General features: G+C 63.1%; 21 protein-coding genes and 1 pseudogene. 11 read left to right on the top strand and 11 right to left on the bottom strand.

The window, feature by feature from the left end; translation table 11 throughout:
* A pseudogene (locus tag K0F85_RS28790) lies at nt 1-846 on the bottom strand (Ppx/GppA family phosphatase); the annotation flags it as partial.
* A 164-nt stretch (nt 847-1,010) separates the two neighbouring features.
* Nucleotides 1,011-2,093: a calcium:proton antiporter gene (locus K0F85_RS14860; RefSeq protein ID WP_219116762.1), complete on the bottom strand. Its 1,083-nt coding sequence runs from the start codon at nt 2,091-2,093 to the stop codon at nt 1,011-1,013.
* Nucleotides 2,094-2,373: 280 nt separating this feature from the next.
* Here K0F85_RS14860 and K0F85_RS14855 point away from each other — a divergent pair, with 280 nt between their 5' ends.
* Complete coding sequence (locus K0F85_RS14855; protein ID WP_219116761.1) at nt 2,374-2,712, top strand: hypothetical protein; 339 nt, start codon at nt 2,374-2,376, stop codon at nt 2,710-2,712.
* 7 nt (nt 2,713-2,719) lie between these two features.
* Here the strand turns inward: K0F85_RS14855 and K0F85_RS14850 are convergent, their stop codons facing one another.
* Both K0F85_RS14850 and K0F85_RS14845 read right to left on the bottom strand, forming a co-directional pair.
* Nucleotides 2,720-3,871: a diguanylate cyclase gene (locus tag K0F85_RS14850; RefSeq protein WP_219116760.1), complete on the bottom strand. Its 1,152-nt coding sequence runs from the start codon at nt 3,869-3,871 to the stop codon at nt 2,720-2,722.
* Nucleotides 3,872-3,908: 37 nt separating this feature from the next.
* Nucleotides 3,909-4,184, bottom strand: a complete 276-nt coding sequence (locus K0F85_RS14845; RefSeq protein ID WP_219116759.1) for a hypothetical protein — start codon at nt 4,182-4,184, stop codon at nt 3,909-3,911.
* Nucleotides 4,185-4,338: 154 nt separating this feature from the next.
* On the opposite strand from K0F85_RS14845, the gene K0F85_RS14840 reads away from it, so the two are divergent.
* Together K0F85_RS14840 and K0F85_RS14835 are read left to right on the top strand one after the other, a co-directional pair.
* The gene (locus K0F85_RS14840) at nt 4,339-5,115 is read left to right on the top strand and encodes a transferase spermidine synthase (protein ID WP_219116758.1); all 777 of its coding nucleotides are present in this window, start codon (nt 4,339-4,341) and stop codon (nt 5,113-5,115) included.
* Nucleotides 5,116-5,268: 153 nt separating this feature from the next.
* Entirely contained in the window at nt 5,269-8,139 is a 2,871-nt protein-coding gene (locus K0F85_RS14835; protein WP_219116757.1) for an EAL domain-containing protein, read from the top strand.
* Nucleotides 8,140-8,154: 15 nt separating this feature from the next.
* On the opposite strand, the gene K0F85_RS14830 is transcribed toward K0F85_RS14835, so the two are convergent.
* The 5 genes from K0F85_RS14830 to K0F85_RS14810 all read right to left on the bottom strand — a co-directional run bounded on the left by K0F85_RS14830 (nt 8,155) and on the right by K0F85_RS14810 (nt 12,720).
* Entirely contained in the window at nt 8,155-9,237 is a 1,083-nt protein-coding gene (locus tag K0F85_RS14830) for a hypothetical protein (RefSeq protein WP_219116756.1), read from the bottom strand.
* A gap of 49 nt (nt 9,238-9,286) precedes the next feature.
* Nucleotides 9,287-9,532, bottom strand: a complete 246-nt coding sequence (locus tag K0F85_RS14825) for a hypothetical protein (RefSeq protein WP_219116755.1) — start codon at nt 9,530-9,532, stop codon at nt 9,287-9,289.
* A gap of 14 nt (nt 9,533-9,546) precedes the next feature.
* A complete protein-coding gene (locus K0F85_RS14820; protein ID WP_219116754.1) occupies nt 9,547-10,428 on the bottom strand; it encodes a LysR family transcriptional regulator in 882 nt (293 codons plus the stop codon).
* 80 nt (nt 10,429-10,508) lie between these two features.
* Complete coding sequence (locus tag K0F85_RS14815) at nt 10,509-11,126, bottom strand: hemolysin III family protein (RefSeq protein ID WP_219116753.1); 618 nt, start codon at nt 11,124-11,126, stop codon at nt 10,509-10,511.
* 85 nt (nt 11,127-11,211) lie between these two features.
* Complete coding sequence (locus K0F85_RS14810; RefSeq protein WP_219116752.1) at nt 11,212-12,720, bottom strand: NYN domain-containing protein; 1,509 nt, start codon at nt 12,718-12,720, stop codon at nt 11,212-11,214.
* A 277-nt stretch (nt 12,721-12,997) separates the two neighbouring features.
* Between K0F85_RS14810 and K0F85_RS14805 the strand changes: the two genes are divergently transcribed.
* Nucleotides 12,998-13,369: a flagellar basal body protein gene (locus K0F85_RS14805; protein WP_219116751.1), complete on the top strand. Its 372-nt coding sequence runs from the start codon at nt 12,998-13,000 to the stop codon at nt 13,367-13,369.
* A gap of 184 nt (nt 13,370-13,553) precedes the next feature.
* On the opposite strand, the gene K0F85_RS14800 is transcribed toward K0F85_RS14805, so the two are convergent.
* Both K0F85_RS14800 and K0F85_RS14795 read right to left on the bottom strand, forming a co-directional pair.
* The gene (locus K0F85_RS14800; protein ID WP_257572789.1) at nt 13,554-14,093 is read right to left on the bottom strand and encodes a molybdopterin-dependent oxidoreductase; all 540 of its coding nucleotides are present in this window, start codon (nt 14,091-14,093) and stop codon (nt 13,554-13,556) included.
* 30 nt (nt 14,094-14,123) lie between these two features.
* Nucleotides 14,124-16,112: a TonB-dependent siderophore receptor gene (locus K0F85_RS14795; RefSeq protein ID WP_257572788.1), complete on the bottom strand. Its 1,989-nt coding sequence runs from the start codon at nt 16,110-16,112 to the stop codon at nt 14,124-14,126.
* A 277-nt stretch (nt 16,113-16,389) separates the two neighbouring features.
* Here K0F85_RS14795 and K0F85_RS14790 point away from each other — a divergent pair, with 277 nt between their 5' ends.
* The 7 genes from K0F85_RS14790 (at nt 16,390) to K0F85_RS14760 (ending at nt 23,863) form a co-directional block, all read left to right on the top strand.
* The gene (locus K0F85_RS14790; protein WP_219116749.1) at nt 16,390-17,214 is read left to right on the top strand and encodes an IclR family transcriptional regulator; all 825 of its coding nucleotides are present in this window, start codon (nt 16,390-16,392) and stop codon (nt 17,212-17,214) included.
* Nucleotides 17,215-17,264: 50 nt separating this feature from the next.
* Nucleotides 17,265-18,419: an acyl-CoA dehydrogenase family protein gene (locus K0F85_RS14785; RefSeq protein ID WP_219116748.1), complete on the top strand. Its 1,155-nt coding sequence runs from the start codon at nt 17,265-17,267 to the stop codon at nt 18,417-18,419.
* Nucleotides 18,420-18,430: 11 nt separating this feature from the next.
* Complete coding sequence (locus K0F85_RS14780) at nt 18,431-19,969, top strand: class I adenylate-forming enzyme family protein (RefSeq protein WP_219116747.1); 1,539 nt, start codon at nt 18,431-18,433, stop codon at nt 19,967-19,969.
* 60 nt (nt 19,970-20,029) lie between these two features.
* A complete protein-coding gene (locus K0F85_RS14775; RefSeq protein ID WP_219116746.1) occupies nt 20,030-21,196 on the top strand; it encodes an ABC transporter substrate-binding protein in 1,167 nt (388 codons plus the stop codon).
* Nucleotides 21,197-21,304: 108 nt separating this feature from the next.
* On the top strand, nt 21,305-22,177 hold the full coding sequence (locus tag K0F85_RS14770; RefSeq protein WP_219116745.1) for a branched-chain amino acid ABC transporter permease: 873 nt from the start codon (nt 21,305-21,307) through the stop codon (nt 22,175-22,177).
* Nucleotides 22,174-23,157 carry a branched-chain amino acid ABC transporter permease gene (locus K0F85_RS14765; RefSeq protein ID WP_219116744.1) on the top strand — a complete coding sequence of 328 codons (984 nt, stop codon included), beginning with the start codon at nt 22,174-22,176 and terminating at the stop codon, nt 23,155-23,157. Before K0F85_RS14770 ends, K0F85_RS14765 begins: the two co-directional genes overlap by 4 nt.
* A complete protein-coding gene (locus K0F85_RS14760) occupies nt 23,150-23,863 on the top strand; it encodes an ABC transporter ATP-binding protein (RefSeq protein ID WP_219116743.1) in 714 nt (237 codons plus the stop codon). Before K0F85_RS14765 ends, K0F85_RS14760 begins: the two co-directional genes overlap by 8 nt.
* Nucleotides 23,864-23,866: the final 3 nt, after the last annotated feature.

Below are 23,866 nucleotides of genomic sequence, written 5' to 3'. Positions count from 1 at the left end.
CGGCGTCATGGCGGGAATGGCCAGTTCGCGGAACAGGCCGATCAAAATGGCCAGGCCGCCGACGATGGTACTGGCGCGATCAGGCCGCAAGCCGGGCATGTCGATGCGGCTGGTGTGACCGAGTTCAATGAAGCGGCGCGCCAGCGCATCGAGGCTGACGCTGCTGAGCAAGCCGTCGCCCAGCTTGTTGCGGGAGATGATGTCGGCGATCGTGCGGATGGTGCCGGAAGAGCCGTAGGCCGTCTTCCAGTGCTGCGGGCGGTACGGCGGCGCGGCATCTTCAAAATGGCTGCGCGCCGACAGGATGGCCGCCTCGAACGACGGCGCGTCGATGCGCCCGCCGACGAAGAACGACAGGCTTTGCTTGACAGTGCCCAGGCTGAAGGACTCGACCCTTTCGATATCGTTGCCGCGCCCCAGTATCAGTTCGGTCGAGCCGCCGCCGATATCCATCACCAGCCGGCGCTCGCCGGGAATGGCCAGCGCATTGGCCACGCCCATGTAGATCAAGCGCCCCTCTTCCTCGCCCGAGATGATCTCGATCGGGTAGCCGATGGCTTGCTCGGCCAGCGGCAGGAAGACGGCGCCGTTGCGCGCCACGCGCATGGCCGACGTGGCCACCACGCGCACGGCATCGAGTTCGAAACCGGCGAGAATGGCGCGAAAGCGCTGCAGGCAGGCCAGCGCCGCCTGCATGGCCGCCTCGGTCAGGTCGCCATTGTCGTCCAGGCCGGCAGCCAGGCGTATCGGGTCGCGCACGCTCTTGACCACGCGTATGGTGTCGCCATCATGCTTGCCGACGTGTAAACGAAAACTGTTGGACCCCAGGTCCACCGCTGCATACATACTGGCCTCTTGTCATGTCATTGCAATGCCAACTGGAAAAGTTGGCAAATTCAGTTGCTAAACTATATAAATCATTTAAACGATTTAAAAATCCTACCACACTACCCCCATCGTATGACAGCGGCGTGACAGGATTGTGACAAGAAGTCGCGCGATGGCGACGCTTAAGGCACGATGGTGGTAAATAAATATACGGCAAAAATTACCAAATGCACCGTGCCCTGCATGACCGTGGTACGGCCCGTGCCCAGCGACAGGGTGGCCACCATCAGCGACAGCAGCAACAGCACTGTCGACTTGATATCGAGCCCCAATGTGACCGTCAGGCCCGTGGCCAGCGACACCACCACCACGGCGGGTATCGTCAGGCCGATGCTGGCCAGCGCGGAGCCGAGCGCCAGGTTCAAGCTCGTTTGCAAACGGTTGGCGCGCGCGGCGCGCACGGCGGCCAGGCCTTCGGGCAGCAGCACGATGCCGGCGATGACGATGCCGACCAGGGTTTTCGGTGCGCCCATGGCGGCGATCGCCGTCTCCAGCGCGGGCGCCAGCGACTTGGCCAGCAGCACCACGGCGCCCAGGCATACCAGCAGCGCGCCGGCGCTGACCCAGGCGACGGTGGGCGTGGGTGGCGCCGCATGCACCTCTTCATCGCCGACAGCTTCCTTGGGCAGGAAGTAATCGCGGTGACGCACGGTCTGCACCAGCACGAAGGTGCCGTACAGGACCAGCGAGATCACGGCGATGAAGATCAGCTGGCTGGAATTGTAGTACGGGCCGGCGGCGCTGGACGTGTAGTTCGGCAGCACCAGCGTCAGGATGGCGATGGCCGCCAGGGTGGCCAGCGAAGCGCTCACGCCCAGCAGGCCGAAGGTCTGTTCCCGGTGGCGCCCGGCGCCCAGCAGCAGGCAGATGCCGACGATGCCGTTCAAAATGATCATGATGGCGGCAAACACGGTGTCGCGCGCCAGGCCCGTCGTCTCCGGTCCGCCGGCCAGCATCAGCGAGACGATCAGCGCCACTTCGATCAGGGTCACGGCCAGCGCCAGCACCAGGGTGCCATACGGTTCGCCGATGCGGTGCGCTACCACTTCCGCGTGGTAGACGGCGGCCAGCACGCTGCCGATCAGGCCGGCCACCAGCAGTATCTGGTAGGCGCCGCCGAGATTGAAGGTGGAACCGAAGAGTAACAACCAGCCGGCAAGCGGGGCGGCAAGCGGCCATACAGGCAGGGATTTCAGCATTTTCATTATAGGCCTGGCAAGAGTCAAAAAGAGGGTGCGGTGCGAACGGCAAAGGCGAGCCTGGCGTACGCGCCTAGCATAACTTGCTTAGCTTAAATGAAAGTTAGGATATGCACACGTTTGGCTGCCGCTGCCCCGCGCCGCGTCACCTTGCTGCAATGCACCTGTTTGCAGCAAGTAACTATAGTCCCTTTGGTAACATACCGTTGCAATTTTCTAGTCTATATGCTTCCGGCTGCCGTCATACTGCAGGGTACGCCTTCCCGGCACCAAGCAAGGATAAACCATGATTTCAGTAAACAGCGCCGCCATGCGCATGCTCGTCTTGGCGGGCAGCTTGCTGTGCGCCGCAGCACACGCGGACACACCGCCAGCGCACGCCGCGCAGGTCGATGCAAACTGGGCCACCCCGCCCGCACCCGCCGCAGAGTCTAGGTGGCAAGACAGCCTGCCGCCCGCGCCGCCCATTGCGCCACGCGAGGAAAAGATCCTGCCCAAGAGTGAATGGTTGAGCGTGGAGCCGATGAAGGCGCCTGACCGGCGCTGCGATCCTGGCCTGGACGCCTTGTTCTTGAGCAAGGAATGCGGCAAGGAACCCAGCTGGCTGGGCTCGCGCAAAAAGTAAGCCGGCCTTAAATATCCAGCGTGCTGGCGCCTTGCGCTTCCACCACTCTGTTGCGACCCGCGTGCTTGGCCGCCTGCAGCGCCTCGTCGGCCCGCTTGAACAGGCTGACGGTGCTGTCTTCGGCGCGGATGGTGGTCACGCCCAGGCTGGCCGTCAGTTGCAGCACGGCGCGCTCCGTCTTGACGGGCAACACTTCGACAGCGGCGCGGATGCGCTCGGCCACCATCAGCGCATCGACCAGGGTCGTGCGCGGCAACTGAATGGCGAATTCGGCGCCACCCAGGCGCCCCATCAGGTCGCTGTCGCGCAATTGCTGGCGGCAGGTGTCGACGATGGTTTTCAGCACCGCATCGCCCACCGGATGGCCATAGCTGTCGTTGACTCTTTTAAAGTGGTCGATATTGAGCACTACCAGCGCCGTCGGCAAGCCCGGCCGGCGCGCCAGCGCCATCCATGGCGCCAGTGCCTGGTAAAAGCCGCGCCGGTTCGGCACGCCTGTGGCCGCGTCAAGCACTTCCAGGCGCGCCAGCTCGCCACCCAGCTTTTCACGCGACAGCAGCAGATAGCCGAAGGCGTTCGTCAGCATCATCAGGTACAGGGCGCCGAAACCGGCCAGTTGCAGCAACTCGGCGTCAAAGTCGGGGACGGCGGCGGCGAGCACGCCGCGCGCGGCGATCAGCAGCGACAGCAAGCCCATGCTGACGACGAGGAAGCGGCGCAGCATGCTCGCCTCGCGCCATTTCAGGCACAGCGCGGCCACGCCGGCGAGGAAGAAGCAGGCCACGATCAGCGAACCGCCGGCGCTGCGCAGCAGCGGCGCCACATCGAACAGATAGCAGGCGGCAAACAGCGCCACCGATAGCCCCAGCGCCGGCAATACATAGCGGCGCCAGCCGCTGCGCCCGGCCGCCTGCCACAGCGCGCCCGCATCGAGCGCCATGCCGGCAAACAGCAGGCTGTTGCCGAGCAAGATAGAGAGGAAATCGGGCAGCACGCCACGGAAATACAGCAAACACCAGGCCACGGCCTGGCATTGCTTGGCCACCGCCCAGGTAGACATGCTGAGCGACTTCTTGCGCTCGTACTCGAAGAAGAACAGGGCAGCGCACAGGCTCAGGTTGCCGAGCGCCAGGGCCAGTACCAGGGTCTTGATATCCATGGTCTAGGCTATCGATGCGCAGGCGCGGCGCGCCAGGTCAGATTTCGTGTTCGACATTGGTGCTGCCGTCGCCGATCTTGCTGGCCCACGCCTGCACGAAATACTGCTTTTCCACTTCGCTGGGCGCCTCATGCCAGAACACGATGAGGGTGCCCTTGTGATCGTGGATTTGCGCTACTTTTTCAATGAATCCGACATTCTCGGCCACGTCAGCCAGCGCCGCCGCGTAACCATACACGCGCGTCAAGCGCTCGATGCGGTCAGGCTCCGTAAAACTGTTCGTCGCCGTAATGATGGGGTGATCCAAAAACATGCTTGTCTCCATGGTGCCCGACTGCGCGGCCGTGCTGCCGCGCGTCTGCATACGCATGCTCGGCGCGGATTAATCGGGTATGCTCACGGGAGCTTATCAGATTTCTCTGAATGCAACAAAGCATCTCCCCCAGTCCACTCAGCGAAGTCGTCCCATGCCGGAAAACAGAAGCTCTACCCCGCTTGCCCCGCAGGTGCATACCTGTGGCGACCGGCGCCGCCTGGAATTCCAGCCCGGCATGATCCAGAGCGAAATGCTGCTGTCGCGCCCCGACCATCTGCTGTTGCGCTATGCGCGCGCCATGATGTGCTTTACGCTGTTCGTGCCGCGCCCCCGGCATATCCTGATGGTGGGCCTGGGCGGCGGTTCGCTGCTGAAATTCTGCCACCGCCACCTGCCCGACACCCGCATCACGGTACTGGAATTGCGCGCCGACGTGATCGCCCTGCGCGAGCAATTCATGCTGCCGCCCGATGATGCGCGCCTGCGCATCATCGAAACGGACGCCGTCAGCTATCTCCGCCAGCATCCTGGCTGCGCCGACGTGCTGCTGCTCGACGGCTACGATGAAACGGGCTTGCCGCCCGCCCTGGGCAGCGCGCGCTTTTATGCCGATTGCCTGCGCACCCTGCTGCCCGGCGGCGTGCTGGTGGCCAACCTGTTCAGTTATGACGAGCACTACCCCGCCATGCTGGCGCGCCTGATGCTCACCTTCCGCGGCGCCGTGTGCCACTTCGACGGCATCGCCGGCAATAACCGCATCATCTTCGCCGCCAAGCCGGAGCAAGGCCACGCCACAGACGGCCGCGCCATGCGCCTGGTGCGTCTGGTGCGCTGGCGGCGGATGGCCGGCCTGGCTTTCCTGAACCGCTGGCTGCCCGCATGGCAGTTGTGGCGTTTGCGCCGCCGCTCAGGCGCGGGCAGCGACTGAAAGTCGTCCTCCCCTGCTATAGATGTTGTTGCCTATTGGCAGTGAGTTGGTGCATCATTCGCATGATGGATGTGGTTTATGACAAACTACTGCCTGCGTGGGGCCTGCAGGCGCCGCCGAACCCATAGTCCATGAAGTGAGATAGGAAAAACCATGCTGCGTGGCCGCCTGCCATTGTCGATTTCCGCCGCAGCCGCGCTGACCTTTGCCTGCGGCGTCAGCGTGACGGCCGTGCTGTTCGCCGCCATCAGCCAGCTCGAATACGACAAGATGAGCCTGAGCCTGCAGCAGCGCGCCGGCGCGCGCGTTGCCGCCATCGAACAGGGACTCGACGATGCGGTCGAGGTGCTGACCACGACGAACCAGCTGTTTGCCGCCGTCGTGCCCGTCACGCGCGAGCAATTCCACGACTTCACCACGCCGCTGCTGCAGCGCCACCCGTTCATCCAGGCCTTCAATTTCCACCGCATCGTGCCGCATGACCAGCGCGCCGCCTTCGAGGCCGAGCTGCGGCGCATCGTCCCCGATTACGCCATGACGGAAATGCGCGATGGCGTCGTCGTGCCCGCGACGACGCGCGCCAGCTACCTGGTGGTGGACTACCTCGTCCCCCTGCAGGGCAACCGCCCCGCCTTCGGCTTGAACGTCAGCCCGAACGGCGTCCTGGCACGCGCGCTGGAACAAGCCATCATCAGCGGCCAGGCCACCGCCTCCGGCTTGCTGGCCCTGGCGCAGGGACCGCAGCAGGGCTTCGTCATCGTGTACCCCGTGTACCGCCACGGCCTGCCCCTGCAGACGGTGCAGCAGCGGCGCGCGGCGCTGATCGGCGATACGGCGGCCATCGTGCGCGCTGGGGAACTGGTGCAGAAAATCCTCGCCGGCGCCGACCTGCTGGGCGACCCGCAACTCGAACTCAGCGTCTATGCCGACGCCGGCGCCGACCCGCGCCAGTTGATCTTCCGGCATGGCCAGGCGCCTGCCGACGAAGCAGGCGCCTGGAAGGCGCTGCCACGCTGGCTGCATTTTGCCTATCACAGCCATTATGACCGGGCCTTTCTTTCCGCCGGCCGGCCCTGGCATGTGCGCGTGGTAGCCCATCCGCGTCCCTTCCTGGCAGATCATATAGGCTCGCTGTTTACCCTGATCGCAGGCTTGCTGTTCAGCCTGCTGACTGCCGCCTTCGTGCAATCACTGACACAGCGTTCGCGCCGCGTGCAGCTGCTGGTGGAGCAGCGCACGGCCGACCTCAAGCGCAGCAATGAACTGCTCAGCGCCGACGTACGGGCGCGCCAGCGCACGGAGCGCGCCTTGCAAGACAGCGAAAAGCGCTTCCGCCGCCTGCTGGCCCTGTCTTCGGACTGGTACTGGGAACAGGACGCCAACTTCTGCTTCACCCACATCACCAGCGGCTTTACGGACAAGTCGAACATGCCGCTGGAGCGCTTCATCGGCATGACGCGCTGGGAAAACAATGCGGAGATGCGCAATTCGCGCTGGGGCAAGCAGCATATCGCCAACCTGGAAGCGCACCTGCCCTTTTCCAACCTCGAATATGCCATGAAAGACCGCGACGGCCAGCTGCGCTGGTTCAGCATCAATGGCGAACCGCTGTTCAACGAACTGGGCGAATTTCGCGGCTACCGCGGCACGGGGTCCGAAATCACGGAACGCAAGCTGGCCGAGCAGCAAATCCAGCACATCGCCCACCACGACGTGCTGACGGGCTTGCCCAACCGCGCCCTGCTGCGCGACCGCCTGGCACAGGCGATGGCCCTGTCGCGCCGCAAGAACCGCGCATTGTGGGTACTGTTGATCGACCTCGACCGCTTCAAGTTTGTCAACGATAGCCTGGGCCACAAGGCCGGCGACCTGCTGCTGAAAACCATCGCCACCCGCCTGCAGGCCAGCCTGCGCGAAAGCGATACGGTGGCGCGCCTGTCGGGCGACGAATTCGTCGCCATCCTGTGCGAACAGGCCGACGAAGTGCTCAGCGGCGCCATCGTGCAGCGCGTGATGGATGCCGTGGCCCAGCCGGTATTGCTCGACGGTAAGGAATTCTTCGTCACCTGCAGCATCGGCGTCGCCGTCTACGACATGTCGCGCTATGACGCCCCCGGCGACGTGACCCTGAATGGCGAGACGCAGAACCTGATCGAGCAGGCCGACATCGCCATGTATTGCGCCAAGAAACAGGGCCGCAACAATATCAAGTTCTACACGACAGCCATGAACCAGGCCACGCTGGAACGCCTGCGCATCGAGACGGCGCTGCGCAACGCGCTCGAACGCGAGCAGTTCGTGCTGCATTACCAGCCGCAGCTGGACCTGGCCAGCGGACGCATCGTCGGCGTGGAGGCGCTGCTGCGCTGGCAGCACCCGGACCTTGGCATGGTGGCGCCGCAACGCTTCATCGCGCTGGCAGAAGATACGGGCCTGATCGTACCGATCGGCGCCTGGGTCATGCGCGAGGCGTGCGCGCAGGTGAAACGCTGGCATGCGGCGGGACTGGACACGCTGCGCCTGGCCGTCAACCTGTCGGCGCGCCAGTTCAACGAGCCGAACCTGGTCGCCTCGATCGCCGAGGTGCTGCTTGAAACGGGCTTGCCGCCCGCCTGCCTGGAACTGGAACTGACGGAAAGCCTGTTCATGCACGACGTGGCGCTGGCCGTCAGCCAGCTGCACGACATGAAGGCGCTGGGGGTGCAACTGTCCATCGACGATTTCGGCACCGGCTATTCCAGCTTCGCCTACCTGCGCACCTTCCCCATCGACGTGCTGAAGATCGACCGCAGTTTCGTCGGCGACGTGGCGCGCGACGCGGACGATGCGGCCATCGTCGTCTCCATCATCGCCCTGGCGCACAATTTAAAACTGCGCGTGGTGGCCGAAGGCGTGGAAACGGCGGAACAGCTCGATTACCTGCGCCAGCACGGCTGCGACGAAGCGCAAGGCTACTATTTCAGCCACCCGCTGCCGGCGCACGAGGTGGAGACGCTCCTGAGCAGCACGCAGGCGGCCGCGTGAAGACAGGCCGGCGTGCTATTTCTTGTATCTGAGCGTAAATCTGAACGGTACTACCATCGCGCAGGGCTGGCCTGCGCAACGGCCCGGTGTAAACCGGAGATGCATGAACATGGCAGCCGCCAGCTTGCCGGACTCGCTGTCCGGGCTTTTCATCAGGGTGACATTCTGAGCCATGCCCTGTTCATCGACACTGACATTGACGTGCAGCTCGCCGATAGCATCCTTGTACGAGATCAGGCTTTGTAAGGCCCGCGATAGTTCCAGTATGCCTTTTTCCGGATACGGCGGCGCATCATCATCCTGCAAAACTGCGTAGTGTTTTTTCACGCGCTGCTGCTGCTCCGGCGTCAACTGGGCGTATGGCTTTTCCGGGGGGACGTCAAAGCCCCCGGAGGCAATTCTACGAATGTTCGAGCCAAGCGCCGCATTTTGTTCCTTGATGGTGTACACATTGGGTGCATCAGGCAATTTCGGCAGCGCCGTCAGATGGAAGCTACCATTGAAACGCCCCTTCAGTACGAGTCCGTTGGGATACAAGATCTCACCGTCACCAAACGGTCGTCCTTCGCGCCATTGCCCACGATAGGCGCCGCCCATAAAAAACGTCATGGTACCGTGGCCTTCCGGACCATTTTGCCAGCCGCCCTCATACTGATCGTCACCCGGAGAGCCAAACCTGACATTGCCTATTGGCTTGTCCTGCTCGAAATTGCCTTCCAGTTTTTCCCCATCTTTAAAGATCACTACACCAGCGCCCTGCAGCATGCCATCCCGGTAGTTCCCTTCATGCAAGCTGCCGTCCGCCCACTGAGCAATGCCTGCGCCCTCAGGCACGCCCTTGCTCAGCGTTCCTTCATAACGTTCCGTTGCCTTGCCGTCCTTGCTCCACTGCAAAGCACCAGGTCCGCTGGCATAGCCATCAATGCAAGCGCCACTCCAGTAGGCTGCGTGCCCGCTCACCCGCGCATGCTCGACAACGCGGCAGTCCGCCTTGCCCGCATAGTAGACGCTGGCGGCGCCGGCGCTGGACAAGTATAACAAGCCGATCAGGGCAAAATGTTTGTGCATATTTTTTGGCAATATTTTAATTCGCAACATGCTAACATGGCTTGCATGATAAAAAATACACACTTTCTCACGCGAGGCACTACGGTTTTATTTCAGGAATTGCTGGCACTGGCAATCTCTCCACGATCTCGAGCTCATTCCAGTCACCTTGCAGTCCTGACTCGCTGAGAAACGTGCCGACATCAAGCATGTTGTCTGCCGTGAGGCGCGTCTCCGGATGCGCCCACAGCAAATCGCACTCCGAGCAGACGATCACCTGCTGCCCCGTTTTGCGGATGGTTGCGTGCAGCAGGTCGCCATACTCGCCGCAAGTCGGACACTGCATGAAGGTCTCCACGGCTATAGCTTCCGCTGCAAAAATTCAAGGAAACAACTGATGCGCTGCGCCAGTTGCGTGTTGCGGTAGTAGACGGCGTGGATCTGCTGGCGGTAGCCTGTATAAAACGGCTGCAGCACCTGCACCAGGCGGCCGGCGGCGATGTCGTCCTTCGTCATGAAGTCGGACAGGCAGACGATGCCCTGGTCGTGCAAGGCCAGCTGGCGCAGCGTTTCGCCGCTGGAGGCGGCCAGCGCGGGCACGATTTGCAGGCTGTTGCCCGCTTCATGGCGCAGCGGCCATTGGTTGCCCAGGTCGTACTGGGCAAAGCCCAGCAGCGCATGGCCGGACAGCGCTTCCGGCGTGGCAGGTGTGCCGTGGCGCGCCAGGTAGGCTGGCGTGGCCAGCACGTGCAGCGGGCTGGCGCTCAGAGGGCGCGCATGCAGGGTCGAATCGACCAGGGCGCCGATACGGATGGCGATATCGGTGCGGTGCTCGAGCAGGTCGGCGATCTGGTCGTTGCTGGTCAGCTCCAGGCGGATCTCCGGGTACATGGCGCGAAACTCCGCCACGTGGGGCACCACGCAATGGAGCATGAAGGGCGAGGCGGCATCGACGGACAGCCGCCCGGCCGGCTTCTGACGGCGGATACGGATCGACTCTTCCACGTCTTCCATCGAGGCGAGGATGGCGCGCGCCTTGTCCAGGAATAGCTGCCCCTCTTCCGTCAGTTCCATGCGCCGCGTGGTGCGCGTCAGCAGCGACGTGGCCAGCTTGTCTTCCAGGCGCGACAGGGCGCGGCTGACGCCCGAGGTGGTTTGCCCCAGGTGCACGGCAGCCGCGCTCAGGGTGCCGCTGTCGATGACGGTGACGAAGATTTTCAGGTCGTCCGAGTTGATATCCATGCTAGCCTTACTATTGCCCGTGTTTCACATATCGCGCCATTATAATGGAATCACAGCAACAGTGAGGACAGGGACCAACGTCAGGCAACGTAGAACAAAATGGCGATAAAATGGCAGCTACTGCCAGCCAGCACGAACAGATGCCAGATGCCGTGGCCATGGCGCAGCTTGTGATCGGTGGCGTAGAAAACAATGCCGCCCGTGTAGCACAGACCGCCTGCCACCAGCCACAGGAAGCCGTTCCACTCGAGCGCCGCCAGCAGCGGCTTGATGCCGATGACGATCAGCCAGCCCATGGCCACGTAAATCACCAGCGACAGGATGCGCGCGCCTTTCGCGTACACATATTCCTGCACGATGCCGAGCAGGGCCAGGCCCCAGACGACGCCGAACAGCGACCACCCCCATGGACCGCGCAGGGTCACCAGCATGAAGGGGGTGTAAGTGCCCGCGATGAGCAGGTAGATGGCGCAGTGGTCGAGCCGCTGCAGCACGGCCTTGGCCTTGCCGCGCACGCTGTGGTACAGGCTGGAAGTGAGGTACAAGGTCAGCAGCATGGCCGCATACACGCTGCAGCTGACGATTTTCCAGGCGTCGCCCGTGCGGGCCGCCACGACGATCAGGATGACGCCACCGATGGCCGCCAGCGCGGCGCCCACCGTATGGGAAATGCTGTTGAAGCGTTCACCGTGGTACATGCTTATGCCGGGCGTATCGAGACGCAGCAAAACCCCGGGCTCAGACCCGTCACGCCTGCCCCCGGCTTTCCACTGCGGATGTCAATCAAACTTCTGCCGCCTTCTTGCGCGCGGGACGGCGCGCCGGCGTCTTGCGCGGCGCCTTGGCTGGCTGCTCTTCGACCACGACAGCCACATCCACCGGCAACGGTACCGGTACCGCTTCGACGACAGGCGCCGCTTCCAGCACGACATCTGCCGCCTTCCTGGCCGGCTTCTTCGCCGCTGCCGTCTTGCGGGCCGGCGTACGCGGCTTGGCCTTAGTCTTCGCTTCGGCGACGGCTTCCACTATCACTTCGGCTACCGGCTCAGGCGCTGGCATGGCTTCCACTACCGGCGCCACGTCGACGGTTTCGGCGCGCGCTTCGCGACCGCCATCGCCATTCTTGCGGCCGCCACGGCCATTGCGGCGCGAACCGCGCTTGGCGTTGCCTTCTTCGGCCACCACTTCGGCCACGGCTTCGACTTCCTCGTGCTGCACTTCCGGCTGCGACACCGGCACATACTGCTCGACGACGACTGCTTCGGCGTCGGCCACCGGCACGAAGGGCTGTGGCGCTTCGCCACGGCGTTGCTCGTTCTGCTTGCGGCCGCCACGTCCGTTGCGGCGCGAATCGCGGCGGCTGCCACCTTCGCGATGATTGCCCTCTTCCGCCGTGGCGCCAGTCTCGCTGCTGACACTTGCCTCGCGGGCGGCGTCCGCGTTCACCGCAACCGGTACGGCCACCAGGGCGCTGCTGCGGTAGACATAGGCGCCCGATTTTTCATCGCGGCCAAATTCCAGCAAGCCGCGCGTCTGCGCTTCTTCCAGCAGGTTGCCGAAGGTGCGGAAACCGTAATACGATTCGCTGAAGTCCGGCTTGCGGCGCTTGATCGCTTCTTTCAGCATCGAGGCCCAGATCTTGCCGCTGTCGCCCCGTTCGGATACCAGCGCATCGAAGGTTTCGACGGCCATCTCGATCGCTTCCGTCTTGCGCGACTCGTATTTTTCCTTGCGGCGCATTTCTTCATCAGGCGAGCGCTTGGCAGCCGCAGCCGGGCTTTCGCGCGCATCGCGCTTGGCGGCCGTACGGCGGCTTTCGCGCACCAGGTCGTCGTAAAAAATGAATTCGTCGCAGTTCGCCACCAGCAGGTCGGAAGTCGACTGTTTGACGCCCACGCCGATCACCTGCTTGGCGTTTTCGCGCAGTTTCGACACGAGAGGCGAAAAGTCGGAATCGCCACTGATGATGACGAAGGTGTTGACGTGGGCCTTGGTGTAGCACAGGTCCAGGGCATCGACGACCAGGCGGATGTCGGCCGAATTCTTGCCCGACTGGCGCACGTGGGGAATTTCGATCAGTTCGAAGTTCGCCTCATGCATGGTGCCCTTGAAACTTTTATAACGGTCCCAGTCGCAATATGCCTTCTTGACAACGATGCTGCCCTTCAGCAGCAAGCGTTCGAGAATGGGCTTGATATCGAATTTTTCGTAATTTGCATCTCGCACGCCAAGCGCGACGTTTTCAAAGTCGCAAAACACGGCCATGCTGAGGTTTTCGGGGGATGACGCCATAAGGATGAATTCTCGCTGATGATAAGGGCAGACGGGAAGCGCAACGCCTCCCTTTTCCCCTAGTATATTCGCCCATCCCCCGTTTCGGCGACAACTATCGTGCGCGGCGGCCTATTGTGCGCCGCCGGCGGCGCTCGCGACCGGCCAAACGAGGCGTTCATCGAGCGCATACAGCTGGCACGGCAAGCTGCTGCTACGCTGGCAAGAGGGCAGCGCACGCACAGCGTGATTTTCCCCGCTGACAGGAGTAACATAGGCACATTCTGAAGGAGTCGCCATGTCCATATCCGCCCTCACCACCGGTACCTCGGGGCTGACCGCCAACCAGCGTGCGCTGGATGTGGCCGCCAACAATATCGCGAATGCAAATACGCCGGGCTTCCAGCCGCAATCGGCCAAGTTCCAGGAAGCCAGCCCGGCCGGCACGGGCGTCACGCTCTCCGTCGAAGGGCGCAAGCTGGCCGCCAGCGAAAGCGTCAGCGGCGCCAATGCGAATGCGGCCAAGGCGGCAGAAAGCCGGCCGAACGGCGTGGGCCTGGCGTCCGAACTGACGGACAACCTGGTCTACAAGGCCGGTTTTAATTTGTCAGCGAATGTCGTCAAGGCAGCCGACCAGGCCCTGGGCAGCCTGATCGACGTCAAAACCTGAGCCCTGTGACTATCTACATCATAGCTCGACGGCATGATCCACGCATCGATCCACATGTTGGGCTTGACGCCAGCGGCACGCGGATTGTTTGACGTGGCGGGCCAGGCGATGCGAACCGCGCTGGCGGCATCAGAAAACGCGCCAGGGATGGCTCCACGGCGCGTTTTTCCTCAGCAGCCCAACATCAGTCCACCAGCTTGCGCACCTCGATGGCGTTCAGCCACTTCACATGACGCGGACCGGTGCGGATATCCTTCGCCGAGATGAGGGCGATCTCTCCATCGCTGTCGTCGAGCGCCTTGCCGTTTTTTTCGTAGTAGACAATCACGCCCTCGCCGGCCGGCGCGTTATACAACTCCCCCCAGGAAAACACCACCGCATAACCATCCGTGGCCGTGGCGATGATGGCGAGCTTCTTGACGTCGTTATGGCCAGGCGCATCGAGCACCGCCTTGTCGAGGATGTCGCGCAGGCGCACTCCACGATAACTGGTGATCGTCTCGGCCCTGTCGCCATTCTGGCGCGTGACGGCGATTTCTCCGCCATTCGCCGGCGGCAGCTGGCGCAGGTCGGCCACCTTCAGGGTCAAGGGCGTTTCCAGCATGCCCGTCACGGCGAGCGCGTGACTCATGTTGTCGCGCGCAGGCGAAGGAGCGGCAGACCACACGGGTGCCGCGACAAGCAACGCAGACGCGGCCAAAACGGCGGCTATTTTCTTAAACATGCTATGTCCTTTCATTGAACAGTCAAAAAATCAGAACTGGTACTGCGCATTGGCCAGCCAGGTGCGGCCCGCGCTTGGGAAACCGTCAGCCAGCGCGTAATTGCGGTCAGCCACGTTGTGCATGCCCGCTTCCAGGGTCATGGCCGGCAAGGGGCGGTAAACGGCCTTCAGGTTCAGCGTCGTAAAACCACCAAGTTCCAAAGTGTTCGAGACCCAGCGCCCGCTGTTCGTTTCCGCGATGGCCACCACGTCGACCTGGCGCGCCGCGTGCAGCACGGCGTGCGCCGTCAGTTTGTGGCGCGGCACGTCCGTCAGGCGCGTGGCGCGGTCGCTGACATTTTTCATGTTGGTATGCGTGTAGTTGCCGCCAACCTCCAGCCAGGCGCCTATGCGGCCGCGCAAGCCCAGTTCCACGCCGCTGATGTGCGCCCTGCCCGCGTTGCGCATCTGCGCGCGCACGCCCGAGACATACGCCACGCTCTGGATCTTGTCCTTCACGTCGCTGTAGAACAGTGCTGCTTCCACCTTGGCGCCCTGCGAGTTTCCTTGATACCCCAGTTCATAATTCATCGCCTCTTCCGCGCGCAAGGCCGGGTTTTCGATATACGTGCCAAGGCGCTGAGAATAGCGGTCCTTCAGGGTCGGCAGGCGCGACTTGCGCGCCACGGTGGCGTACACGCGCGCATCAGGACCGATCTTGTGAAACAGGCCTGCCTGCAGGTCGGTGGCCGATTGATTGTCCGGCAAGGAATACGCATTGCCGGCGCTGTAGACGGCGTTCGGGCGCAATGCATTGCGCGACACGCCCAGCGACAGTTGCGTCGCCGCGTTGAGGGCGATGCCGTCTTCCGCACCCAGCGTCCACAGGGCATCCTTGTACCAGGTTGTGCGCAGGCCCCTGGCGTCGAGTTCCTGATGCTCATCGGCCTTGTAGCTGGCAACAAAACGCAGGCTGTGCGCGGCCAGGCGGAACGATTCGAGTTCCACCGCGCCGCCATTCGTGCGGTCCTTATAGATGCTGCGCCCGCCGCTGACGCTGCCCTGGCCGCTGCTCTTGATGGTGCTGTAGCTGCCGTTCGTGTAGGACGTGATTTCATTGTCGTAGCTGTCGTGGTACAGGCGCAGTTTCAGGCGCTCGGCCTCGCCCAAACGCGTATGCGAGACGATATACACGCTTTCCTTGTTCCAGTACGGCCACTGCCAATAGCGCGCGCCGACGGGATGGGTCGATGGCGGCTGGCCCTTTTCGCCATGCTGCTTGTAGTAGCTGAGTGCGTATTCATCACCAAACTGCGCGTCGCCGCCACCGGGCGTGTAGCCCACCTTGAACGACAGTTTATGGTCCTTGCGGTAGGCGTTGTTGCGCATGCCGCCGTCTTCCGTGGCCGTGGCGCGGAAACCGGACGACAGGGGGAAGCCGTCGCTGTCGATAGACGAGACTCCTGCCTGCAGATACCACAGGCCCTGGTTCATGCCCACGTTGGCCGACGCCTGGCGCTCGCCACCCGAGCCGAATCCCACCCTGGCATCGCCTTCCATCGGCGCGGTCGGCTTGCGCGATACCAGGTTGATGGCGCCGCCCAGGGTATTGGCGCCATACGCCACGGAACTATAGCCCTTGGCCACCTGGATGGCGGCCAGGTCGGCGGTGCTGAAGCGGTTAAAATCGACATAACCGTCATACGGCACGTAGACGGGAATGCCGTCGATGTACAGCGGCACCTGGCGAGAGTCGAAGCCACGAACGGTGACGGTTTTTTCATTGCGCGCATTCGTCGACAAGGACACGCCGGACAGCAGATTCAGGGCATCGCCCACATTGTCGCGGTTGAAGCGGCGCATCTCGGCGCGGCTCACTTGCGCGCCAGCCTGCTGCGCTGCCTGACCTGCCTGCTCGCGCTGGCCAATCACCGTCACCGTGCCCAGCACGAACGGCGCCGCCGCATCCGCGTCCTCCTTGCCAGCGGCCTGCTGGGCCAGCGCCAGCATCACGGCGCCGGCCATTATCTGTTTCAACATCGTCTACATCTTCCACTATCGTTATATATCGCCTTATATAGCGATACTCGAATAAAACGGCCACTGCTGCGGCGGCCGTCACCCAGTAGCGCAATATACAGACGTATATAACGATGCTCAAGCAACAAGGCCGGAAACACCGTCGCAGGTCAATTTATCTTGAAAAATTCCCGCACCGCACCATTTCGCTGTGCGAACGAATGTTTCACAAAACGGTTGACACGTCCAATTTGGCTAGGCAAACTGATTTCCAGGGAGCCTGAAAATGAATGCAAATATGACAAATGTTCAGACCGCAGCAGATCCGGAACTCATCGTCTTCAGCGATGACGAGGAAGGCAAGGACCGCCAGTTCGTCAACGCGCTGGCGCGCGGGCTGGAAGTGCTGCGCTGCTTTCGCCCCGGCGAAGTCTATCTGTCGAACGCGGACATGGCCAAGCGCACGGGCATCCCGAAACCGACAATTTCGCGCCTCACCTACACCCTCACCAAACTCGGCTACCTCAATTATTCGGACAACCTGGGCAAGTACCAGCTGGGCGCCGGCGTGCTGGCCCTCGGTTACCGCATGCTGTCCAATCTCGACGTGCGCAAGATGGCGCGTCCGCTGATGGAGGAACTGGCCGAGCATGCGCAGGCCTCCGTTTCGCTGGGCACGCGCGACCGTCTCAGCATGGTCTACGTGGAAACCTGCCGCAGCAGCGCCAACGTCACGCTGCGCCTCGATGTCGGTTCGCGCATCCCCCTGATGACGACCGCCATGGGCAAGGCCCTGCTGTGCATCCTGCCGCAGGCCGAGCGCGACTACCTGATGGACCATGCGCGCGTGCACGAAACGGAACGCTGGCCGCGCATCAAGGCCGGCATCGAGCAAGGCTTCAAGGATTACCAGGACCGGGGCTTTTGCATCTCCGCCGGCGAGTGGCAAAACGACGTGCATGCCGTGGGCGTGCCGATGCTGGGTGCCGATGGAGAACAGGTGATGGCCTTCAACTGCGGCGGCCCCGCCTTCCTGCTCTCGCGCGAAAAACTGGAATCGGACCTGGGACCGCGCCTGGTCGCCCTGGTCAAGACAGTGGAAAAAAACCTGGGCCGCGGTTAGACTGCGCGCCCCTCTCAATCACAGCTCCAATGACAGCAGCGAGGACCCCGATGATACGCGACGAAGAAACCCTGAACATCCTGCTCGACAGCATCGCCCGCTTCGTGCGCGAAGTGCTGGTGCCAAATGAGGCGCTGGTGGCCGAAACGGATACCATTCCGCCCGCCATCGTGGCGCAGATGCGCGAACTGGGCCTGTTCGGCCTGTCCATCCCGGAAGCCTACGGCGGCCTGGAACTGAGCATGGAAGAGGAAGTCCGGGTGGCTTTCGAAATCGCCCGCACCTCGCCCGCCTTCCGCTCGCTGATCGGCACCAACAACGGCATCGGCTCGCAAGGCATCGTTATCGACGGCACGCAAGCGCAGAAAGAGCATTACCTGCCGAAGCTGGCGGCCGGCGACATCATCGGCTCGTTCGCCCTGACGGAAGCGGGATCGGGCTCCGACGCGGCATCGCTGCGCACGACGGCCGTGCGCGACGGCGATTTTTATATCCTCAACGGCAGCAAGCGCTACATCACCAACGCGCCCGAGGCCAGCATCTTTACCGTCATGGCGCGCACGGACCCTGTCAAGCGTGGCGCCTCGGCCATTTCCGCCTTCATCGTGGAAAAGGATACACCTGGCCTCTCGCTGGGGAAAATCGACAAGAAGATGGGCCAGCAAGGCGCGCATACCTGCGACGTCATCTTCGACAATTGCCGCGTGCCGGCTGCCAATCTCATCGGCGGCAAGGAAGGCGTGGGTTTCAAGACGGCCATGAAGGTGCTCGACAAGGGCCGTTTGCACATCGCCGCCGTCTGCGTGGGTGCGGCCGAACGCATGCTGGCCGACGCCCTGGCCTACGCCATGGAGCGCCAGCAGTTCGGCCAGCCCATTGCGGAGTTTCAGCTGATCCAGGCCATGCTGGCCGACAGCAAGGCCGAGATCTACGCGGCGCGCAGCATGGTGCTCGATTGCGCGCGCCGGCGCGACAACAAGGAAGACATTTCGACGGAAGCGTCGTGCTGCAAGCTGTTCGCCTCCGAAATGTGCGGCCGGGTGGCTGACCGCTCGGTGCAGATCCACGGCGGCGCCGGCTATATCAGCGAATACGCGGCCGAGCGCTTTTACCGCGATGTGCGCCTGTTCCGCATTTATGAGGGCACGACGCAGATCCAGCAGATCGTCATTGCCCGCAACATGATCAAGGCAGCGCAAAAGTGAAGGAGGCAGCGATGGACATTCCAGCCTTGCTGGCCGGCTTGCCGGCGCGCCTGTCGGCCATCCCCGCCCACTGGGCGGCGCGCACGCCCGACGCGCCGGCGCTGCACGAAGGGAGCCGCAGCTGGACCTACGCGCAGCTGCAGCACAGCGTGGAAAATGCAATACAGTTGTTGCGCGAGCTCGATGTGCGCGCCGGCGACCGCCTGATGGTGGTGGGCGAGAATGGCGCGCTGCAGGTGGCGCTGATCTTCGCGGCGGCCAGCATCGATGCATGGATCGTCAACGTCAATGCACGGCTGTCGGCGCGCGAAATCGACACCATCGCCGCGCACAGTTCCGCGCGGCGGGTGCTGTTCCTGGCTGGCGCCTCGCCGGAAGCTGCCGCGCATGCTGCACGTCTGGGCGCGACCAGCGCCACGGTCGACGGCATGGGCGGGCTGCTGGCGGGCGACTTGAACGAGGCAGCCATCGCGGAAGCCACGTTCCCCGGCAACGAACAGGTGGCTGCGCTGATCTACACGACGGGTACGACGGGACAGTCAAAAGGCGTGATGCTGACGCACCGTAACCTGCTGTTTATCGCCGCCGTCTCCAGCACCTTGCGCGGCCTGACCAGCTCCGACCGCGCCTACGGCGTGCTACCGATTTCACACGTGTATGGCCTGGCCTCGGTGGCCCTCGGCACCCTGTATGCGGGCGCCGCGCTGTACCTGGTGCCGCGTTTTTCCGTCGACGGCCTGCTGGCCGCGCTGAAAGACGATGAATTGACCGTCGTGCAAGGCGTGCCCGCCATGTACGCCAAGCTGCTGCAAACCCTGGGCGGCGCCGATACGCCGCTGCACACGCGGCTGCGCTTTGCGTATGCGGGCGGCTCGCCGCTGGCGCCATCGCTCAAGCACGCGGTGGAAAAGCTGCTGGGTACCGCGCTGCACAATGGCTACGGCATGACGGAAAGCGCGCCCACCATCAGCCAGACCCGCCTGGAAGCGCCACGCCGCGATGATTCGGTCGGCATGCCGATCCCTGGCGTGGAAGTGCGCGTGGTGGACGTGGCAGGCACGGACGTGACGCCGGGCGAGCCGGGCGAATTATGGATACGCGGGCCAAACGTCATGGCCGGCTACTACCGCGAAGCGGCCATGACGGCGGCCACCATGCGCGAAGGCGGCTGGCTCAATACGGGCGACATGGCGCGCCAGGAAGCTGACGGCGCGCTGTTCATCGTGGGCCGCACCAAGGAATTGATCATCCGCTCCGGCTTCAATGTGTATCCGCTGGAAGTGGAAACGGCGCTGAACGCCCACGCTTCCGTGGTGCAGTCGGCCGTGGTGGGACGCACCCTGGAAGATGGCAACGAAGACGTCATCGCCTATGTGGAGCTGGACCCGCGCCAGCCTGCCAGCGTGGCACAATTGCATGCCTGGCTGGCACAAACCCTGTCGCCGTACAAATGCCCGTCAGCCATCATCATCATGGAAGCGCTGCCGGCGGCGGCAACGGGCAAGATTTTAAAGGGGCAGCTGCGGCAAATGGCGCAGAATGCCCGATAAGTTGACCAAGCTGTACCAGAACCGACAATAAAACCAAGCCACATCACCGGAGGAGACACGATGAAACGCACCTACACACGCATTGCCATGGCAGCGCTGGTTGCCAGCGCCTGGATGACCCAAGCCAGCGCCGACGAATTCCTGGTCGGCGCGGAAATCCCGCTGACGGGCAACCTGGCCAGGGTCGGCGCCGGCATGCAGGAAGGCATCATGGTCGCGGCCGAGGTCTTCAACAAGACCAACGGCAAGCACACCGTCAAGATCATCACCGTCGACGATGAGTCGGCGCCCGCGAAGGCCATCGCCGCCGTGGAAAAGCTGGCCAGCCAGGGCGTGGTGGCCATCACGGGCGGCTACGGCTCGAACAATATCTCGCCCGCTTCGGACACGGCAAATAAACTGGGCCTGGTCTACATCACCTCGGGCGGCGTGGACGACAGCCTGGTGAGCAGCGGGCGCAAGAATTTTTTCCGCATCAATAACACGGCCGGATACGAAAAAGCCATGCTGGGATTGCTGCAGGACGTGGGCGCCAAGTCCGTCTCCATCGTGTATTCGACCAAGGATGCCACCACGGGCCTGGCGAAAGACGTGGAGAAAGCCCTGGCGGCCAAGGGCGTGAAAGTGACGACGCATTCGTTCGACCCGGCGATTACGGACTTCAAGCCCATCATCAACAAGATCAAGCTGCAGGATAAATCCGAAGTGGTGGCCATGGTCGGCTACGAAAACGATTACGTGGGCATCATCCGCGCCGCCCGCGTACTGAAGCCGAAGATCAAGGCCATGGTGGGCGTGTGGTCGCTGGCCACGCCGAAAATGGCGGCCGACTTCCCCGACCTGATGCCGAACGTGTTCGGCACGGCCTTGCTGCCCTTCCCTACGGAATTCAAGACGGCTGACGGCAAGGCCTTCAGCGACGCCTACAAGCAGCTGTACAAGAAGGAGCCTGACTACCTGGGCCAGTTCGGCTACGTGCAGTCGATGTTGCTGTTCGAGGCGATCGCGCGCGCGGCCGACAAGGGCACGCTCAAGAAAGGCGGCGTAGCCGAGGAAATGCGCAAGACGGACCGCGAAACCCTGATCGGCCGGGTGCAGTTCGCCGCCAATGGCGACAACCAGAACTTCGTGCACCGCATGGCGCAGCATCAGGACAAGAAAGTGGTGATCGTCTGGCCGAAGGAACACGCCACTGGCAAGCTGGCCTATCCAGCCCTGCCCTGGTAAACAGCAGCCTCCCGCTGCACACGCGCACGCCCTCCGGGCGTGCATCGATGAACGGCTTCCCTGGCGCATCGTTCGCGCCGCGCCAGGGCAGCCTGACGGGATGACGACATGACAGAATTAATCTTGCAGGCCCTGTATTCGGGCTTGCTGCAGGGCGGCTCGTACGCCCTGATTGCACTCGGACTGGCGCTGGTCTTCGGCACCATGAAAGTGATCAACCTGGCGCACGGCGAACTGGTACTGCTGGCCGCCTATATCGCCTACAGCGTGGAATCCGGACTTGGACTCGGTCCCATGTTCGCCATTCCCATCGCGCTGGTGATCGTCAGCCTCACGTCCGTCGGCGTGTACCTAATCGTCAGCCGCATCAAGAAAGACCGCGAAATCAATTCGCTGATCCTGACCTACGGCATCGGCGTCATCCTCACCAATTTCATCCTGCTCGTCTGGAAGGCGGACATCCGCTCGACCTCATCGAGCTGGCTACAGGAAGGCATCGAGATCGGCCCCTTCTTCAGCATGCGCAGCGAAGTGATTTTTTTTGGCGTCAGCCTAATGCTGATGGCGGCGCTGTGGCGCTGGCTGTCGACCAGCTGGTATGGCCGCGCCGTGCGCGCCGTGTCCAGCAACCGCGACGCGGCCAAGCTGATGGGCATTGACCCGGGCCGCACGGAACTGGTGTCCTTCCTGGTGGCCGGCATCCTGGCCGCCTTCGCCGGTGTCGCCCTGTTCAGCTATGGCGTGATCCAGCCCGCCTACGGCGGCGCGCTGACGGTGAAAGCCTTCATCATCACGGTATTGGCCGGCATCGGCTCTATCCCCGGCGTGCTGCTCGCCGCCGTGCTGCTGGGCGTGGCCGAGGCGCTGACCGTCACCCTGGCCAGCTCCGCGCTGCAGGAATTGTCCGGCATGGTGCTGTTCCTGCTGGTGCTGTTCATCATGCCGAACGGCCTGTTCGGCGCACAACGGAGGCGCGGATGAAGCGCTCGACATTGATTTCCACGGCTGGCCTGCTGCTGGCCGCCTATATCGCCGTGCCGCTGGCCCTGGGCGGCAACCAGTATGTGATGAGCATGGTGGTGGCAGCACTGATCATCGGCGGCGTGGCCATGTCCTGGGCCCTGCTCGGCAATCTTGGGGGCATGGTCAGCTTCGGCCATGCCGCCTTCTTCGGCGTGGGCGCGTATGTCTCCGCGCTCACCACCGTGAAACTGGGCTTGCCCGTGTTTGCCGCCATGCTGCTGGGTGGCGTCGGCGCGTCCGTCGCCGCCGTCATCATGCTGCCCGTGCTGCGCCTGCGCGGTCCGTATTTTGCGCTGGCCATCCTCGCTTACGCCCACATCTTCCGCATCCTGGCCACGGAATGGAGTAGCGTCACGGGCGGCTCCGGTGGCGTCAACAATATTCCGGGCTTGCCCAGCGTCTTCGGCTTCGATTTGGCCAGCAAGACGGGCGCCTACCTGGTGGTGCTAACACTGGTGGTGGCATGCGCCTTTGCCTACAGCCGCATCCGCGCCAGCCACTACGGCATCGCCCTGCGCGCCATGCACGACAGCGAAGACGCCACGCGCGTCGTCGGCGTCAACAGCACCTTGCTGAAAGGCGCGATGCTGCTGGTCTCGGCCTTCATGGCGGGCCTGTTCGGCGCCTTCAACGCCCATTACATCAACTTCCTGGAACCCGATTACGCCTTCAACAGCCTGTGGGTAACATTGCCGATCGTGGCGGCCATCTTTGGCGGCTACCGCACGATACTCGGCCCCGTGCTGGGCGCCGTGGTGGTCTACCTGGTCGACCAGCTCATTTTCAAGTCACTGATCCCCACGGGCCACCAACTGGTGCTGGGCGTGCTGCTGGTGACGATGATCGTCTTCAGCCCGAACGGCTTGCTGCCGCTGCTGCAAAAATGGCTGAAAAAAGCGCTGAGCAAGGAGAAAGCGAAGGAGAATGCACATGCTTGAACTCGATAATGTGTCCGTGCGCTTCGGCGGCCTGACGGCAGTCGATTCCGTCACACTGAAGGTCGGCAGCCACGATGTGATCGGCCTGGTGGGCGCGAATGGCGCCGGCAAGACTACGCTGTTCAATGCGATTTCCGGCCTGGTGCGCCCCACCAGAGGCAGCATCCGCTTCGAGGGGCGCGACATCATGGCCACGCCCATGTATCAGCGCGCCCGCCTGGGGCTGGGCCGCACCTTCCAGATTCCGCAGCCCATGCATGAATTGACGGTGCGCGAAAACCTGATCGTGGCGCAGCGCTTCGGCACCGGCAAGGTGGACATGCGCAAGGTCGATGAAATCCTCGATTTCACCAGCCTGCTTGACAAGGCCGGGCGCGACGCGGCGAGCGAACTGGCGCTGACGGAACTGAAAGCGCTGGAAGTGGCCAAGGCGCTGGCCACCAATCCGAAACTGCTGCTGCTCGATGAAGTGCTGGCTGGCCTGGAAACGAATGGCAAGCGCCGCTTCATGGGCATGCTGAAGGACTTGCATGCCGCCTTTGGCGTGGGCATCGTCATGATCGAGCACGACATCGAGACCATCAGCAATCTGTGCCAGCGCGTGGCCGTGCTCAATTTTGGCCAGCTGATCGCCGACGGCACGCCCGATTGTGTCTTCCGCGATCCAGCCGTCATCGAAAGCTACACGGGAGCAGCTCATGCTTGAAAC

Source organism: Janthinobacterium sp. UMAB-56 (assembly GCF_900095265.1).
In the GTDB taxonomy this organism is placed as follows: Bacteria; Pseudomonadota; Gammaproteobacteria; order Burkholderiales; family Burkholderiaceae_D; genus Janthinobacterium.
This window is presented reverse-complemented; position numbering and strand designations above follow the sequence as displayed.